We start from the raw sequence: 17,676 nt of genomic DNA on the forward strand, positions 1-17,676 counted from the left end.
CGCCTGGCTGGTCCGGGGCCGCCCGGCGCTGCTCGCCGCCGGGCGCGGCACCCACGCGGTGTTCGTGAACGCGCGTGGCGGCCCGCTCACCCGGCAGGGCGCCTGGGCGGTGCTGCGTACCGCCGCCGCACGTGCCGGCCTGCCGGTCGACGGTCCCGACGCGGTCTCGCCGCACACGCTGCGCCACTCGTACGCCACCCACCTGCTCGACGGCGGCGCGGACGTACGCGTGGTGCAGGAACTACTCGGCCACGCCTCGGTGACCACCACCCAGGTCTACACGCTGGTGACGGTGGAGCGGCTGCGCGAGGTGTACGCGACGGCGCATCCGCGCGCCCGCTGAGCGCCGACGTGGCGAGCCCCGGCTGACGGGCGGCCGACACGCCGACCCGCTACCGAACGCGCTGCTGGCCGGTGGCGTACAGTCGGCATCGGCGCGGGCCTCCAGGTGCGACGGACCGGGGGTGCGCAGCGGCGCCGCGAGGGACGTCGGACGGCTCCGACGCCGGGTGGTCGTCGGGAGGGGGCAACGAGGACATGGCAGGAAACGGTGACCGTGCCGAGACCTGGACGTCGGAGCTCCGTGAGCAGCAGGCGACGCTCGGTGCCGATCTCGGCCCCGCCGACCCGGCCGCGTACACCATGCGCAAGCCGATCCCCGAACCCATGCCGACCGACCGGCACGGCCCGGCGCGGATCATCGCGATGGCCAACCAGAAGGGCGGCGTCGGCAAGACCACGACGACCATCAACCTGGGCGCGGCCCTGGCCGAGTACGGCCGCAAGGTGCTGCTCGTCGACTTCGACCCGCAGGGCGCCCTCTCCGTCGGGCTGGGCGTCAACCCGCACAACCTGGACCTGTCGGTCTACAACCTGCTGATGCAGGACGACGTCACCGCCGAGGACGTCCTCATCAAGACCGACGTGGCCGGCCTGCACCTGCTGCCCGCGAACATCGACCTCTCCGCCGCCGAGATCCAGCTGGTGAACGAGGTCGCCCGCGAGATGGCCCTGGCGCGGGTGCTGCGGACCATCCGCAAGGAGTACGACTTCATCCTGATCGACTGCCAGCCCTCGCTGGGCCTGCTGGCGATCAACGCGCTCACCGTCGCGCACGGCGTGCTCATCCCGCTGGAGTGCGAGTTCTTCAGCCTGCGCGGTGTCGCGCTGCTGCTGGACACCATCGACAAGGTGCGCGAGCGGCTCAACTTCGACCTGGAACTCGAAGGCATCCTCGCCACCATGTACGACAGCCGCACCACCCACTGCCGCCAGGTGCTGCAGCGGGTGGTCGAGGCGTTCGGCGACAAGGTCTACCAGACCGTCATCACCAAGACGGTGAAGTTCCCCGAGTCCACGGTGGCCGGTGCCCCGATCACCACCCTCGACCCGGCCTCCTCCGGCGCGCGCAACTACCGGCAGCTCGCCCGGGAGGTCATCGCCGCCCAGGCGGACCGGTAGGGCGCACGCCGGCCGCCCGCCGCGTCGTCTACGGTTTCCCGGTGACCGCACCGCCCCTCGACCCGCCGCACGGCCCCGGCGACCCCGCCGTCGCCGCGGAGCTGGCCGCCGAGGTCGACGGTGTGGTGCCCGCCGACCCGGGCACCGGCGAGCAGACGAGTGGCTTCACGGTCCGGCTGGACAACTTCACCGGCCCGTTCGACCTGCTGCTCCAGCTGATCAGCAAGCACAAGCTGGACGTCACCGAGGTCGCGCTGCACAAGGTCACCGACGAGTTCATCGCGTACCTGCGCGCCATGGGCGACCAGTGGGACCTGGACGAGACGAGCGAGTTCCTGCTCGTCGCCGCCACCCTGCTCGACCTGAAGGCGGCCCGGCTGCTGCCCTCGGCCGAGGTCGAGGACGAGGAGGACCTGGCGCTGCTGGAGGCGCGGGACCTGCTGTTCGCCCGGCTGCTGCAGTACAAGGCGTACAAGGAGGCCGCCGCGCACATCGCCGAGCTGGAGGCGGTCGGCGGCCGGCGCTACCCGCGGGCGGTCACCCTCGAACCGCGGTACGCCGAGGCGCTGCCCGACCTGGTGCTCGGCATCGGGCCGGAGCGGCTGCGTACGCTCGCGGTCAGGGCGATGAGCCCGAAGCCGGTGCCCGAGGTCTCCATCGCGCACGTGCACATGGTCCGGGTCAGCGTCCGGGAACACGCCGGCATCATCGCCGACCGGCTGCGCCGAGCCGGTATCGCCACGTTCTCGCTGCTCTGCGCCGACTGCGAGATGACGCTCGAGGTGGTGGCCCGGTTCCTGGCGCTGCTGGAGCTGTACCGGCAGGGCCTGGTGGCGTTCGTGCAGGAGCAGGCGCTGGAGGAACTCACAGTCCGCTGGACCGGCCCGGCCGACGGCGAGGCCGAGCTGACAGTCGACGAGTACGCCGGCAGCCCCGAACCCACGACCACGTCCGTCCCCGCCGCCGACACCGTGCCGAGCGATGCCACCGCATCCGACGCCGCCGTGCCCACCGAGGCGGCGGACGAACCCGCACCGACGCAGGAGTGAACGGATGAGCGACCAGGAACGCCGCGACTCCCTGGCCGACCAGGCCGCCGCATGGGTGCCCCCGTGGGAGCGCCCCGCCCCGCCCAAGCCCGCCCCGGACGACTCCGCCGCGCCCGCCGAGCACCCGGACCCCGACATCACGGACACCGCGTCGGAGTCCTCCCCAGATGTCCCGCCTACGCCGGATCTTGGTACGGAGGCGCCCTCTGAGGGGCGGGACCGCACCAAGATCTCGGGAGAGGGCGGGGTCGGGGACGACGCGGGGCAGCGGGCGGGTGGGGGAGCGGGTGCTGACGGCGTACCCGCTAAGCGGGGACGGCGGCGAGCCGTGCCGGAACCGGCGCCCGCACCTGTCCTGGACGACGCGGAGCTGCGCGGCGCCCTGGAGGCGATCCTGCTCGTGGTGGACCAGCCGGTCAGCGAGCTGGTCCTGGCCGAGGTCCTCGAACAGGCCCCGGAACGGGTCGGCGCGATGCTCGACGAGATCGCCGCCGGATACACCGCGGCCGGGCACGGGTTCGACCTGCGCCGGGCGGCGGGTGGCTGGCGTCTCTACACCCGGCCGGAATACGCGACGTACGTGGAACGGTTCGTACTGGACGGGCAGTCCGTGCGGCTGACCCAGGCCGCGCTGGAGACCCTGGCCGTGGTCGCCTACCGGCAGCCGGTGACCCGTTCGCGCATCTCGGCCATCCGGGGTGTCAACTGCGACGGGGTGCTCCGTACCCTGGTGGGTCGCGGCCTGGTCGAGGAGTGCGGCACCGAAGCGGACAGCGGCGCCTACCTCTACCGGACCACCACCATGTTCCTGGAGAAGCTGGGGCTGAACTCGGTGGACGACCTGCCGCCGCTCGCCCCGTTCCTTCCCGACGACGTAGAAGAGCTTGCCGATGCGACGCGATGACCGTGCCCCGAAGCCCGACGCCCCCGTGTACGAGGGCGCCGAGCGCCTCCAGAAGGTGCTCGCCGCCGCGGGGGTGGGTTCCCGGCGCGCCTGTGAAGACCTGATCTTCCGGCGCCGGGTCACCGTGAACGGGCGGGTGGCGCAGCTCGGCGACAAGGCCGACCCGACCCGCGACGTGATCGTCGTCGACGGGGAGCGGCTGCAGGCCGACGTCCGCCTGGTCTACGTGGCGATGAACAAGCCGCGCGGGGTGGTCACCACCATGGCCGACGAGAAGGGCCGCACCGAGCTCGCCGACTTCATCGGCGCGCGGCTGGAGCAGCGGGTCTACCACGTCGGGCGACTGGACGCCGACAGCGAGGGCCTGCTCCTGCTCACAAACGACGGCACCCTCGCCCACAAGCTCATGCACCCGTCGTACGAGGTGCTCAAGACCTACCTCGCCGAGGTGGCCGGGCCGATCCCGCGCAACCTGGGCAAGCGGCTGACCGCCGGCATCGAGCTGGAGGACGGGCCGGTGAAGGTCGACGGGTTCAAGCTGGTCGACACGCTCGGTAAATCCGCCCAGGTGGAGCTGACCCTGCACGAGGGGCGCAAGCACATCGTCCGGCGCCTGATGGCCGAGGTGGGACACCCGGTGTCCCGTCTGATCCGTACCTCGATCGGGCCGATCAAGCTCGGCGACCTGCGCACCGGGCGGATGCGGCGGCTCACAAACGCGGAGGTCGCCGCCCTGTTCAAGGCGGTGGGTGACTGACCCCGACGACCGGGGTACGGCTCCCGGTAGGCTTCGACGCGGTCCGCGGGCCGGCACACGCCGGCCCGGCGGGACGCCCGCGCGGCGCGGGCAGAATTGACGACAGAACCATCCGCTCAACGGCGCCGGACATATCGGGCGACCTGCGAGGTACGGGCTGAGGAGGACAACGGTGGAGGAAAACGTACCGGCCGGGCGATGCGTGGTCGCTGTGGACGGGCCGTCCGGTTCGGGTAAGTCCACCGTGTCGCGGCGACTGGCGACGGGCCTCGGCGCCCGCTACCTCGACACCGGCGCCATGTACCGGGCGCTGACCTGGGCGGTCCTGCGCTCCGGCGTGGAACTCACCGACACCGAGTCGGTGGCGAAGGTCGCCGCCGAGGCCGACCTCCGCATCGGCACCGACCCCCAGGGGTACGCCGTGACAGTCGACGGCACCGACGTGTCCACCGCGATCCGCGGCGCCGAGGTGACCGGAGCCGTCTCCGCGGTGGCCGCCGTCCCCGCCGTACGCGAGCTGCTGGTGGACCGGCAGCGGCGGGTGATCGCCGACGCGGGCCGGATCGTGGTCGAAGGCCGGGACATCGGCTCGGTGGTCGCGCCGGACGCGGACCTGAAGGTGTACCTGACCGCCTCCGAGGCAGCGCGCGCGAAGCGGCGCAGCGCCGAGGACGCCGCCGACGTCGCGGCGACCGCTGCCGACCTGGCCCGGCGGGACCGGCTCGACTCGACCCGCAAGGTCAACCCGCTGCAGCAGGCCCCCGACGCGGTGGTGCTGGACACCACCGAGCTGGGCATCGACGAGGTAGTGGCGCGCCTGCGGGACATGCTCACCGAGCGAGGCGTGGCATGAGTGACGACGATTTCGGTGGCTGGGTGGAGTTGCGCGAGCGGGAGGCCGACTCCGGTGAGCCGACCGGCCCGCAGCCCGTGGTGGCAGTGGTCGGCCGGCCCAACGTCGGCAAGTCCACGCTGGTCAACCGCATCATCGGCCGCCGGCAGGCGGTCGTGGAGGACATCCCCGGCGTGACCCGGGACCGGGTGCCCTACGACGCGCAGTGGAACGGCCGGGCGTTCACGGTGGTGGACACCGGCGGCTGGGAACCCGACGCCAAGGACCGCGCCGCGGCCATCGCCGCCCAGGCCGAGATCGCGGTGGTCACCGCCGACGTGGTGCTGTTCGTGGTGGACGCCATGGTCGGCGCCACCGACGTGGACGAGGCCGCGGTGAAGATGCTGCGCCGCAGCGCCAAGCCGGTCATCCTCATCGCGAACAAGGCCGACAACACCACCATCGAGATGGAGGCCACCTCGCTGTGGTCGCTCGGCCTCGGTGAGCCGTTCCCGGTCTCGGCGCTGCACGGCCGCGGCTCCGGCGACCTGCTCGACGCCATCCTGGACGCGCTGCCCGAGGCGCCGAAGATCGTGGAGAACCGGCCCCGCGGCCCGCGCCGGGTCGCACTGGTCGGCCGCCCCAACGTCGGCAAGTCCAGCCTGCTCAACCGCTTCTCCGGCGAGGAGCGGGCGGTGGTCGACTCGGTGGCCGGCACCACAGTCGACCCGGTCGACAGCCTGGTCGAGATCGGCGGCGAGACGTGGCAGCTGGTCGACACCGCCGGCCTGCGCAAGCGGGTCGGCAAGGCCAGCGGCACCGAGTACTACGCCAGCCTGCGCACCGCCTCGGCGATCGAGGCGGCCGAGGTCGCCGTGGTGCTGATCGACTCCAGCGAGGTGATCAGCGAGCAGGACCAGCGGATCCTCACCATGGTCGTCGAGTCCGGCCGGGCGCTGGTCATCGCCTTCAACAAGTGGGACCTGGTCGACGGTGACCGCCGCTACTACCTGGACAAGGAGATCGACCGGGAGCTGCGGCGCATCCCCTGGGCGATCCGGCTGAACCTGTCCGCGAAGACCGGCCGCGCCGTCGACAAGCTCGCGCCCGCGCTGCGCAAGGCGCTCGCAAGCTGGGAGACGCGCATCCCCACCGCGCAGCTCAACCAGTGGCTCACCGCGCTGGTCCAGGCCACCCCGCACCCGGTACGCGGCGGACGCGCGCCACGCATCCTGTTCGCCACCCAGGCCGGGGCGGCACCGCCGCGGTTCGTGCTGTTCACCACCGGGCCGCTGGACGCAGGCTACCAGCGCTTCGTCGAGCGCAAGCTCCGCGAGGAGTTCGGCTACGAGGGCAGCCCGATCGAGATCTCGGTACGCCCCCGCAAGAAGCTGGGCCCGGGCGGCCGGGGCAAGGCCCACGGCTGACGCGCTCGCTGTCGCACGCCACCCTCCTAGGATGCTCTAGGGGGTGTGGCGCGCGGCGCGGGAGGGGCCTCTGCGCACGGTGCGAAGATCCTGCGCTAAGCTGTACCGGCTGCCGCGGGGGAGACCTGGCGGGGGCATCGGGACGTGGCGCAGCTTGGTAGCGCACTTGACTGGGGGTCAAGGGGTCGTCGGTTCGAATCCGGCCGTCCCGACAAAGAAAAAGCCCTGACCAGCGGGAACGCTGGTCAGGGCTTTGATTTTCTTCGATGGAGATTTGAACCGCCCCCCGAAAACCCCCCGTTTACGCGGTGCGGCAACCAAGTTCGTCATCGTTGTGCATTGTTCTCTGAATGCGCGGGCGAATCGTTTGGCGTGGTTGTTGCGGGATGTTGGTGTGGGTCCTGAGGATTTGGTTGGTGTGTATTTGGAGCGTGGTCCGGAGTTGGTTCCGGCGTTGTTGGGTGTGGTGAAGTCGGGGGCTGGTTATCTGCCGTTGGATCCGGCGAATCCGGTGGAGCGGTTGGGTTTTGTGGTGGGTGATGCGGGTGTTCGGGTGGTGGTGACGTCGGCGGGGTTGGCTGCGGGTTTGGCGGGTGTGTTCGATGGTCGGTTGATTGTGTTGGACGAGTTGGGTGTTGAGGGTCGGGTGGATGATCCGCCGCGGGTGGCGACGCCGGATAGTGTTCTCTACACGATTTACACGTCGGGGTCGACCGGTCGTCCCAAGGGTTGTGTCGTGACGCATGCGAATGTGGTGCGTTTGATGCGGGTCTGTGCTGGCGAGTTGGGGATCGACGCGTCGGGTGTCTGGTCGATGGCTCATTCGTTCGCGTTCGATTTCTCGGTCTTCGAGATGTGGGGTGCGTTGGCGTTCGGTGGCCGGGTGGTGGTGGTTCCGCGGTCGGTTGCTCGTTCGCCGGAGGATTTCCTGCAGTTGTTGGTTGATGAGCGGGTCACGTTCCTGTCGCAGACGCCGACGGCGTTTCGCGCGTTGGTCTCGGCGGCGGCGGGCGGGGATGAGCGGGTCGATCGGTTGGCGTTGCGTTCGGTGGTCTTCGGTGGTGAGAAGTTGGAGATCGCCGAGTTGAGGCCGTGGGTTGATCGGGTGGCTCTGGATCGGGTTGCTCTGGTGAACATGTACGGGATCACCGAGACCACGGTTCATGTGACGGTCCGTGGGTTGACGATGGGTGATCTGGCGGCGCCGGGGGTGAGTCCGGCCGGGGTGGCTTTGCCGGATCTTGCCGTCTATCTGCTCGATCCGTGTGGTGAGCCGGTTCCGGTGGGTGTGCCGGGGGAGATCTATGTGGCGGGTCCGGGTGTGGCTCGTGGGTATCTGGGTCGGGCGGCGTTGACCGCGCAGCGGTTCGTGCCGGATCCGTTCGGTGCGGCCGGTACCCGTATGTATCGCAGCGGTGATCTGGCCCGGTGGACCGTGCACGGCACGCTGGAATTCCTCGGCCGTGCCGATGATCAGGTCAAGGTCCGTGGTTTCCGGATCGAGCTCGGTGAGATCAGCGCGGCCCTGTCCGCCTGCGCGGGGGTCCGCGACGCGGTCGCCGTGCTCCGCGAGGACACCCCTGGCGACAAACGCATCGTCGGTTACCTCGTGCCGATGGCCGGTCACCGTCCCGACTCGCGGGTGGTCCGTGACCAGTTGGCCCGCACGCTGCCCGACTACATGGTCCCCGCGGCGCTGGTCGAGATCGACGCGATCCCGGTCACCGCCAACGGCAAACTCGACAAGCGCGGCCTTCCCGCCCCCGACGGCACCCACCTACGCACCGCCGGCGAGTACGTCGCGCCGCGCACCCCGCTGGAGCAGCAGCTCGCGCTGGTCTGGGCGCAGGTGCTGGACCTGCCGCAGGCCGGCGTCGAGGACTCGTTCTTCGACGTCGGCGGCGACTCGATCCGCGCGATCGCGCTGGTGGGTGCGGTCCGCGCGGCCGGACACGACGTCTCGGTCACCGATGTGTTCGAGCGGCGTACGGTCGCCGAGCTCGCCGAGTTGATCGGCAGCCGTACGGCGCCCGCCGAGCCGCACCAGGCCACCGCACCGTTTGCGCTGGTCGGCGCGGCGGATCGGCGGCGGGTGCCGGACGGGGTCGTGGACGTGTACCCGCTGCTCCAGGCGCAGGCCGGCATGCTGTTCGAGTTGGAGGCTGGCGATTCGCCGCACTACCACAGCACCGGCGGCTACAAGGTGATCGACGACGCGCCGTTCGACGTCGAGGCGCTGCGGGCCGCTGTACGCACGGTCTGCGCCCGGCACGAGGCGCTGCGCACGTCGTTCGACCTGTCGACGTACTCGATCCCGCTTCAGTTGGTGCATGAGAAGGCTGAGGCGCCGGTCAGCGTCCAGGACCTGCGCGGGTTGGACGCCGAGGCGGTCGACGCGGCCCTGCGCGACCACGTCGCCCGCGAGCAGTCCCGGCCGATCGACCCGGCCGCGGTGCCGCAGCTGCGGATCGGCGCGCTGGTCGCCGACGACGGCTGGTGGCTCGCGCTGTCCCGGTCGCACATGATCACGGAGGGCTGGAGCCAGCACGAGATGCTCATGGATCTCGTCGAGTGCTACCGGGCGCTGCGTGACGGTGTCACCCCGGCGCCGGCGGAGACTCCCGGGGTACGGTTCGCCGACTCGGTCGCCGCTGAACTCGCCGCGCTGGAGTCCCCGCAGCACCGGGCGTTCTGGCAGGCGGTCGTCGACGACCGCGCGCCGTTCCGCCTGCCCGCGAGCTGGGGCGACCAGACCGTGGCCGACGAGGCCTATCAGCTCACCGTGCCCGCGATGGATCTGGAGGCGCCGCTGCGCGCGCTCGCCATGAGCTCGCGGACCTCGGTCAAGAGCGTGCTGCTCGCAGCCCACCTCAAGGTGCTCAGCCAGCTCACCAACGAGCCGGCCTTCCACGCCGGGCTGGTCTGCGATACCCGCCTCGAGGTGCTCGGCGCCGACCGGGTGCACGGCATGTTTCTCAACACGCTGCCGATCCCGTACGACCGGACCGCCCGCACCTGGCGGCAGCTCGTCCGCGCGGTGTTCGACGCCGAGGTTGCCCTGTGGCCGCACCGCCGGTACCCGCTGGCCGGGGTGGCCCGGTTGGCCGGTGGCTCCGGCCGGCTCGTCGACGTCATCTTCAACTACCAGGACTTCCACAACCTCGACGCGGAGCAGATCGACCTTGCCGCGGGCTTCGGCTCCGGCACCAACGAGTTCGCGCTGACCGTCACCACCTCCAACGGCGGTCTCACGCTCAAGACCCGTACCTCGGTGCTGTCTCGGGGGCATGCTGAGCGTTTGGCGTCGATGTATCGGTTGGTGTTGGAGGCGATGGCGGCTGATTCGGAGGGTGATGCGTCGCGGGTGTTGTTGCCGGTTGGTGAGGTGGGGGTGGTTTCTGGTTGGGAGGTTGGGGTTGAGGGTGTGGTGAGTGGGTGTCCGGTGTCGTTGGCGTTGGTGGAGCGGGCGGGGCGGGATCCGGGTGCGGTGGCGGTTCGTGGGGTGGGGTTTGAGCTTTCGTTTGGTGAGTTGGTGGGTCGGGCGGGTGCGGTGGCTGAGTCGTTGCGGGCGGTGGGGGTGGCTCGTGGTGATCGGGTGGGTGTGGTGGTGGAGCGTGGTGAGTGGTTGCATGCGGCGTTGTTGGGTGTGTGGTTTGTGGGGGCGGCTTATGTTCCGGTGGATCCTGGGTTTCCGGTGGGTCGGGTGCGGTCGATGGTGGATGGTGCGGCTGCGGTGGTGACGCACGGGGATCGGGTGGGGGTGTTTGAGGGTCCGGTGGTGGTGGTGGATGGTTTGGGGTTGGTGGATGTTGAGCCGGTTGAGGTGGATCCGGATGAGTTGGCGTATGTGATTTTCACGTCTGGGTCGACGGGGCGTCCGAAGGGTGTGGGGGTGTCGCACCGTGGTTTGGCGAATCATGTGGGTTGGGCGGTTCGGGATCTTGTGGGGGCGGGGTCTGTGGTGGGTGGTGGTGTGGGTGGGGCGGTGTTTTCGTCGGTGGCGTTTGATTTGGTGGTGCCGAATGTGTGGGCGCCGTTGTTGGCTGGTCAGCCGGTGGTGGTGTTGCCGCAGGATCTGGATTTGTCGGAGTTGGGGTCGGCGTTGTTGTCGTGGGGTCCGTTTGCGTTTCTCAAGCTGACTCCGGGTCATTTGGAGGTGTTGTCGCAGCAGTTGTCTGTGGATCAGGTGCGTGATCTGGCTGGGGTGTTGGTGGTGGCTGGTGAGGCGTTGCCGGGTGTGTTGGCAAGTCGTTATTCGGGTTCGGGTCGTCTGGTGAATGAGTATGGCCCGACTGAGGCGTCGGTGGGTACTTCTGTGTATCGGGTTCCTGCTGATTGTGGTTCGGGTGTGGTTCCGATCGGTGTGCCGTTGCCCGGGATGGTGGTGCGGGTTTTGGATGGGCGGTTGAATCAGGTTCCGGTGGGGGCTGTGGGTGAGCTGTTCGTGGGTGGTGTGGGTGTCGCTCGTGGCTATGTGGATTCGCCGGGGTTGACGGCGCGGCGGTTCGTTCCTGATCCGTATGGTCCGGCGGGTTCTCGTTTGTATCGGTCGGGGGATGTGGTTCGGTGGCGTGGCGACGGGGTGCTCGAGTATCTGGGTCGTTCTGATGATCAGGTCAAGATTCGTGGTTATCGGGTGGAGATCGGTGAGGTTGAGGCGGTGCTGAATGAGCATCCGTCGGTGGCTGAGGCGCGGGTGTTGCTGGTCGAGGGTCGGTTGATCGGGTATGTCGTGGGTGCGGGTTTCGTCGATGCCGAGGTGCGGGCGTTCTGCGCGGGGCGTCTGCCGGAGTACATGGTCCCGGCCGTGTTCGTGGTGCTCGACGCGATGCCGTTGACCGCCAACGGCAAACTCGACCGCCGCGCCCTGCCGTCGCCCCCGGCCGCCGAGACCTTCGAGCCGCCCTCGACCGGGATCGAGCAGGCCCTGGCCGAGATCTTCGCCGAACTGCTCGGGGTCGAGCGAGTCGGCCGCGGCGACGGCTTCCTCGCGCTCGGCGGCCACTCGATCCTGGTGATCAAGGCCGTCGCGGCGGCACAGCGCAGAGGCCTCCCACTGTCGCTGTTCATGATGTACCAGCACCAGACGCTGTCCGCGTTGGCCGAGGCGGTCGGCGCCCAGCTCGCGATCGACGCCGCCGCGAAGGCCACCCTGCCGGCCGCCGCACCCGGTGTGGTGTCCCGCCAGGACTGGCAGGAGGCCATGGAGCGGTACCGGGTGCCGGGCCTGAGTGTCGCGGTCATCGCCGCCGGGGAACTCGTCGAGGTGGAGACGTTCGGACAGGCCGCGGCGGGCACGCCGGTCACCGGGCGTACGCCGTTCCAGGCCGGCTCGCTCAGCAAGCACCTCACCGCGCTGGCCGTGCTGCGCCTCGTCGACGAGGGGATCCTCGACCTCGACGAGGACGTGAACCGCTACCTGACCGGATGGCAGGTGCCGACCGGGGGTGCTCCGGTCACCCTGCGGCACCTGCTGGCGCACCGGTCCGGGCTGTCGTCCACGCCGGGCGGCGGCTTCGTGCCGGGTGGCCCGGTGCCGTCGCTCACCGACCTGCTCACCGGGGCGGCCGATCCGGCGGTGCCGGCGGTCACCCGGATCGGTGCGGCCGGTGCCAGCTTCCGCAAGGCCAATGTCCACTACGTCGTCGTGCAGCAGGTGCTGACCGACGTCACCGGTGAACCGTTCGACGCGTTGATGCGCCGGTTGGTGCTGGACCCGCTGAACATGGCGGACAGCAGCTTCGACCAGGACCACCCGACGCGGGCTGCCCACCCGGTCGCGCAGGGCCACGACGCCGACGGACAACCGATCGAGGGCGGCTGGCGGGTCCGCCCGGACGCCGCCGCGGCCGGGCTGTGGTCGACGCCGGCCGATCTGACGAAGGTGGCGACCGAACTGCGGCGGGCCGCGCTGGGCCGGCCGTTCGCCCTGCTGCGGCAGGACACCGCGGCCATGATGATCACACCGTACGAGGACAGCCTGTACGGCCTCGGCACGGTCGTCGACGCGGTCGCCACCGACACCGAGTTCGGCCACGGCGGCACGCCGACCGGCTACCACGGGCTGTCGGTGATCTCGCTCGGGTCCGGCGGCGGGCTCTGCGTGATGACCAACGGCCAGGCAGGGGAGCAGGTGCTCAAGACCGTCGTCGCGCGGCTGCGCTCCGACCTTCGCTAGAACACCGTCCACGGCCGGTCGGCTCGCCCGCGGCCGGTGATCCCCGTGCCAGGAGCGTGTTGATGACATCCACCTCGCAGATCCCTTCGGACACCGAGACGTCGGCCCCGGTAGCCCCGCTGCGTCGCAACCGGGACTTCCGGATGCTCTTGGTGGGGGCCGGCGCCTCGCTGCTCGGCACCAGGGTCGCGGTCGCCGCGTACCCGTTGCTGATCATCTGGGGCGGCGGCACCCCGGCCGATGCCGCGTTGATCGCGTTCGCCACGCTGCTGCCCCAACTGCTGTTCGTGCTGCCGGCCGGCGCGCTCGTCGACCGGTGGAACCGCCGCCGCACGATGCTCGCCTGCGACGTGGTCGGGCTGTCCAGCATGGCCAGCCTGGCCGTCGCGTTGCTGCTCGATGAGCTGTGGCTGCCGCACGTCATGGCGGTCGCCTTCCTGGAGGGCAGCGCCGTGATCGTCTACCGGCTCGCGGAGCGGGCCTCGGTGCGGCACGTCGTCCATCCCGCACACCTCGGCGCCGCCCTGTCCCAGAACGAGGTGCGCGGGCAGGCGACCGGGTTGATCGGACAACCGACCGGGAGCGCGTTGTACTCGGTGTTGCGGTGGCTGCCGTTCAGCTTCGCGATGCTGACCCACGCGGTGGCCTTCGTGACCCTGCTGACCGTGCGCAGGAACCTGCAGGACGAGCGGACGGGGCCGCGGCGGATGCTGACCACCGAGATCGCCGAGGGTTTCGCGTGGGTGTGGCGGCACCGGTTCATGCGCTCGGCGATTCTGCTGCTCGGCGGCAGCAACCTGGCCTTCCAGGTGATCGGCCTGACCCTGGTGGTGATCGTCAAGCAGGGCGGATATCCGCCGTACATGGTCGGTGTGATTGGGCTGCTCGGCGGCGCGGGCGGGCTGCTCGGTGCGTTCACCGCGTCGCGGATCATGCGGAGGGTGCCGGTGCAGGCGATCCTGATCGGCGTGCTGGCGCTGTGGTCCGTGCTGATCCTGCTGGTCTCGGTCACGACGCTGCCGGTCGGGCTCGGCGCGCTGATGGGCGGCATGGCGGCACTGGGCGCACTGCTCAACGTGACCGCCGCGACGTACCAGATCCGGGTGACCCCGGACGCGATGCAGGGCCGGGTGACCAGCGTGGTCGTGCTGATCGGCTCCGGTCTGAACTCGATGGGCGCCCTGCTCGGCGGAGTCCTGCTGACCGCCGCCGGGACGTCGCGGGCGGCGCTGATTACAGCCGCCGGCATGGGATCGTTGGCCTTACTGGCGGTCTGTGTCCCGTCGATCCGGCGTCCACCCGTCGAGTGAGGTGGACACATGTCAGTTTTATTTGACAGGTGGGTGGGTCACCTGTAAAGTTCTTCTTACACATAAAGGGGCCTTGCTGATGGACGGGTCACCTCTGACCGAGGTGAGCTTGCTGGGAGTGCTCTCGGCGCTCGGAAATCCACACCGGATGCGCATCGTGGCGCGGCTGGCCGAGGGGCGCGACTACGTCAGTCGGTTGGCTCGCGAGGTGGGCATCAGCCGGCCGCTTCTCCACATGCACCTGCAACGGCTGGAGACCGCCGGGCTGATCGTCGGAACGCTCGAACTGGGGGAGGACGGCAAGGCCATGAAGTACTTCGAGCTGGTGCCGTTCGACCTAGTGCTGAGTCCGCCGGTCGTGGCTCGTGCGGTGGGCTCCCGCGACGAGAGCGAACCGGAGAAGGAGGAGGGTCGATGAACCCCGGCGACGACCTCACCGGCCTGCTGGCGGTGGCCGGCATCATCCTGGTCCTGGTCCTGGTCATCACCCAGCTCGCCGCCACCTGGCGGGCCCGCATCGTCGCGCAACGGGACGACGACCGTTACCGCGAACTCAACCAAAAGTATGCCGAGCTGCTCCTCGAGCACGAGGACCTGCGCCAGCGGGTGGCGAACGAGCTGACCGGCGTGCGCCAGTCCGTGACCTCGATGGAACTCATGATGCGCGAGCTGGATTGAGCCGCTCCGCCCCAATGAGATGAGCACCTCCTCTTCGGTCATCCAGGAAGGACAGTCATGCCAGGGAAGGCATCGCCGGCGCCGACGAAGGGGCCCATGATGGAGCGGATAGTGGGCTGGTCCAGCCGCAATCCCAAGAAGGTCATCGTCGGCTGGATCCTCTTGGTGGCCGCGGCGGTGCTGCTCGGCGACGTGGCGGGCTCGGGCGCCAAGACCACTGACGCCGGCGAGGCCGGCAAGGCGCAGAGCATGATCCGGGCGCAGAAGGTGACCTCCTCCTACACCGAGAACGTGCTCATCGAGGCGCAGAACCGGGACCGGCCGTTCCTCGGCACTCCCGACCTGGAGAACGCCGCCAGAGACCTGAGCGGCCGGCTCAAGGCGCTGCCCGGAGCCACCACCGACATCGTGACCCCGCTGGACGACGAGCGGACGCGGGCGGCGCTGGTCTCCACGGACGGCAGGTCCGGACTGGTCAGCTTCACGATCCCGGGCCCCGGGGCAGAAGCCGACAAGCACTTCGCCGAGATCAAGAAGGAGCTCGGCGCGGTCCAGGATGCGCACCCCGGCGTCCGATTCGCGATGGCTGGTGACATCTCGCTGACCTCCGCGATCGACAAGGCCGCCGACGACGACCTGGCCCGCGCCGAGCAACTGTCGCTGCCGGTGACGCTGATCATCCTGATCCTCGTCTTCGGCGCGCTGGTCGCCGCCGCGGTTCCGGTGTTCCTCGCCGCCACCGCGGTGTTCGCCGGGCTCGGGTTCCTCGGCCTGGTCGGCACGGTCGTCCCGGCCAACAGCACGGTGTCCTCGGTGGTGCTGCTGATCGGTATGGCGGTCGGCGTGGACTACTCGCTTTTCTACCTACGCCGCGAGCGGGAGGAGCGGGCCGCCGGCAAGGACGCGAGTGAGGCGCTGAAGATCAGCGCCCGGACTTCCGGGCATGCCGTCGTCGTCTCCGGTATCACCGTGATCCTGTCGCTGGCCGGCCTGTTCCTCGCCCAGGTCGACACCTTCAACGGGATGGCCATCGGCACGATCATCGTGGTGAGCCTGGCGGTGCTCGGCTCGGTCACCGTCCTGCCGGCCCTGCTGAGCCTGCTCGGCCGCAAGGTGGACGCGCTACGCGTCCCCTTTCTGGGCCGCTCCCGCACCACTGCGACCAGTTCCCGCGGCTGGTCGGCGATCGCCGGCGCGGTGTCCCGCCACCCGATCGTGTTCGGCGGCATCGCGCTACTCGCGCTGGTCGGGCTCGCCCTGCCCGCGTTCGGGATGAAGCTCAGTGAGCCCGGGCAGCTCGACTCGCTGCCGCGCAGCATTCCGGCGGTCGACGCCGGGGTCCGGCTGCAGCAGGCGTTCCCCGGCGGCGCGGACCCAGCCCAGGTGGTGGTCTGGGGCACCGGTGCCACCACCGGCGCCGCCGAGCGGGCCGTCGCGGAGCTGCGCCGCGAGGCCGCCGCGAGCGACCTGCTCGGCGACCAGATCTCGGCCTCGCCGGTCGGCGATGTGCTCAGCATCAAGGTCCCGCTGGCCGGTAGCGGCACCGACGACACCTCGGTCGAGGCCCTGCGGACGCTGCGTGAGGACGTCCTGCCCGAGGCGTTCGCGAACACGCCCGACCTCGAGTACGCCGTCGGTGGCCGCACCGCGGGTCTGCACGACTTCGCCGAGGTGCTCAAGGCGCGTACCGCCTGGGTGATCGGCTTCGTCCTGGTGCTGGCGTTCGTGGTGCTGGTCATCGCGTTCCGGGCACTGCTGGTGGCCGCGGTCTCGATGGTGCTCAACCTGCTCGCCATCGGTGCGGCGATGGGCATCGTCGTCCTCGGCTTCCAGAACGGTGACTTCGCCGACCTGCTGGGCTTCTCGTCCTTCGGCGGCGTGGTCAACTGGCTGCCGTTGTTCATGTTCGTGATCCTGTTCGGCCTGAGCATGGACTACCACGTCTTCATCCTCAGCCGGGTCCGGGAGCGCTGGGCCCGGGGCGAGTCCGCCCGGGAGGCGGTCGTCCGCGGCGTCGGCAGCAGCGCCGGGGTGGTGACCAGTGCGGCCGTCGTCATGATCGCGGTCTTCGCGATGTTCGCGACGCTCTCCGGCATCGAGTACAAGATGCTCGGTGTCGGCATGGCGGTCGCGATCCTCATCGACGCGACGATCGTCCGGGGCGTGCTGCTTCCGGCGGCGCTGTCGCTGCTCGGCGACCGGGCCTGGAGCCTGCGTGGGCGACCCGCCACGGCGCCCGCGTCCGACACCGCCACCGAGTCCGTCGCCGTGCCCGTCCGCGCCGCTTCCGACGAGAACGACAACGATGCCGAATCCCTGAGCCACGCGGCGTCCACCACGACCACGAGGAGTGAAAATCGATGAGAATCCCGACGAAGGCAGGCGTGAGCGCGCTGGCGATCGCGACGTGCGCGATGCTCGTCGCGGGGTGCGATCCGGCCGGAGGATCCGACAACAGCGCCGGGAACACGTACGACATCAGCGACAAGGTCAGCACCCTGTCCCTGACCGGTCGTGGCGGCAACGTGACGCTCACCGCCTCGGACTCCGGCTCGGTCAAGGTCACCGAGGACCTGCGCTACTCCGACACCAAGCCGAAGACGTCCCACGACGTGAACGGCAGCACGCTCAACTTGGTCGACAACGGCTGCGGCAAGGACAACTGCCACGTCGACTACAAGATCGAGTTGCCCGAGGGCACCGTCGTGAAGATCAAGACCGACGGCGGTGACATTACCGGCCGTGGGCTCGGCGCGGACACCACGGTCACCACCGCCGGTGGCGACATCGACCTGCAGTACGCCACCGCTGCCGACCTGGTCGACGTGACCAGCGAGGGCGGTAACGTGAAGATCAAGGTGCCGTCCGGGCCGTACGAGGTGGACGCGAGCACCGAGGGCGGTGACCGTACGGTCTCGGTACAGGCCGTCCCCGGTTCCGCTCACAAGATCAGGGCGAGGTCCGGCGGCGGCGACGTCACCGTCGCCAGCTGACCCGGCGGAGGACACAAGAAATATAGACCCGCGAGGCACAGTGCGGTCTCGGACGGTTGCCGCCGTCCGGGACCGGGCCGTTCGTCG

The 17,676-nt window shown here is 70.0% G+C and carries 13 protein-coding genes and 1 tRNA gene; all 14 read left to right on the plus strand.

The features are described from left to right. Positions 1-343 (plus strand): tyrosine-type recombinase/integrase (locus tag AC2CHG_RS04580; RefSeq protein WP_484524202.1); only part of this gene is annotated, 343 nt, incomplete at its 5' end. 194 nt (positions 344-537) lie between these two features. Beyond that, complete coding sequence (locus AC2CHG_RS04585; protein WP_013285595.1) at positions 538-1,461, plus strand: ParA family protein; 924 nt, start codon at positions 538-540, stop codon at positions 1,459-1,461. 41 nt (positions 1,462-1,502) lie between these two features. Then, positions 1,503-2,510: a segregation and condensation protein A gene (locus AC2CHG_RS04590; RefSeq protein ID WP_402815024.1), complete on the plus strand. Its 1,008-nt coding sequence runs from the start codon at positions 1,503-1,505 to the stop codon at positions 2,508-2,510. 4 nt (positions 2,511-2,514) lie between these two features. Further along, the gene (scpB, locus tag AC2CHG_RS04595; protein ID WP_484524203.1) at positions 2,515-3,414 is read left to right on the plus strand and encodes an SMC-Scp complex subunit ScpB; all 900 of its coding nucleotides are present in this window, start codon (positions 2,515-2,517) and stop codon (positions 3,412-3,414) included. Next, entirely contained in the window at positions 3,401-4,171 is a 771-nt protein-coding gene (locus tag AC2CHG_RS04600) for a pseudouridine synthase (protein ID WP_194799866.1), read from the plus strand. Before scpB ends, AC2CHG_RS04600 begins: the two co-directional genes overlap by 14 nt. 172 nt (positions 4,172-4,343) lie before the next feature. Further along, the gene (gene cmk / locus AC2CHG_RS04605) at positions 4,344-5,024 is read left to right on the plus strand and encodes a (d)CMP kinase (RefSeq protein WP_262016066.1); all 681 of its coding nucleotides are present in this window, start codon (positions 4,344-4,346) and stop codon (positions 5,022-5,024) included. Further along, on the plus strand, positions 5,021-6,430 hold the full coding sequence (der, locus tag AC2CHG_RS04610) for a ribosome biogenesis GTPase Der (protein WP_484524204.1): 1,410 nt from the start codon (positions 5,021-5,023) through the stop codon (positions 6,428-6,430). Before cmk ends, der begins: the two co-directional genes overlap by 4 nt. Positions 6,431-6,568: 138 nt before the next feature. Beyond that, positions 6,569-6,642 (plus strand) — tRNA-Pro (locus AC2CHG_RS04615). Positions 6,643-6,824: 182 nt separating this feature from the next. After that, entirely contained in the window at positions 6,825-12,608 is a 5,784-nt protein-coding gene (locus AC2CHG_RS04620; protein ID WP_484524205.1) for a non-ribosomal peptide synthetase, read from the plus strand. Between the two features lie 62 nt (positions 12,609-12,670). Then, the gene (locus tag AC2CHG_RS04625) at positions 12,671-13,918 is read left to right on the plus strand and encodes an MFS transporter (RefSeq protein WP_262016330.1); all 1,248 of its coding nucleotides are present in this window, start codon (positions 12,671-12,673) and stop codon (positions 13,916-13,918) included. Positions 13,919-13,997: 79 nt separating this feature from the next. Next, the gene (locus AC2CHG_RS04630; RefSeq protein ID WP_262016331.1) at positions 13,998-14,336 is read left to right on the plus strand and encodes an ArsR/SmtB family transcription factor; all 339 of its coding nucleotides are present in this window, start codon (positions 13,998-14,000) and stop codon (positions 14,334-14,336) included. Next, entirely contained in the window at positions 14,333-14,596 is a 264-nt protein-coding gene (locus tag AC2CHG_RS04635; RefSeq protein ID WP_184684864.1) for a hypothetical protein, read from the plus strand. Before AC2CHG_RS04630 ends, AC2CHG_RS04635 begins: the two co-directional genes overlap by 4 nt. 96 nt (positions 14,597-14,692) lie before the next feature. Continuing rightward, the gene (locus AC2CHG_RS04640; protein WP_262016332.1) at positions 14,693-16,960 is read left to right on the plus strand and encodes an MMPL family transporter; all 2,268 of its coding nucleotides are present in this window, start codon (positions 14,693-14,695) and stop codon (positions 16,958-16,960) included. Beyond that, the gene (locus tag AC2CHG_RS04645) at positions 16,957-17,589 is read left to right on the plus strand and encodes a DUF4097 domain-containing protein (protein ID WP_262016333.1); all 633 of its coding nucleotides are present in this window, start codon (positions 16,957-16,959) and stop codon (positions 17,587-17,589) included. The genes AC2CHG_RS04640 and AC2CHG_RS04645 overlap by 4 nt, the downstream gene beginning before the upstream one ends. Positions 17,590-17,676 lie beyond the last annotated feature (87 nt).

The organism is Micromonospora sp. ATLC20, assembly GCF_057196585.1.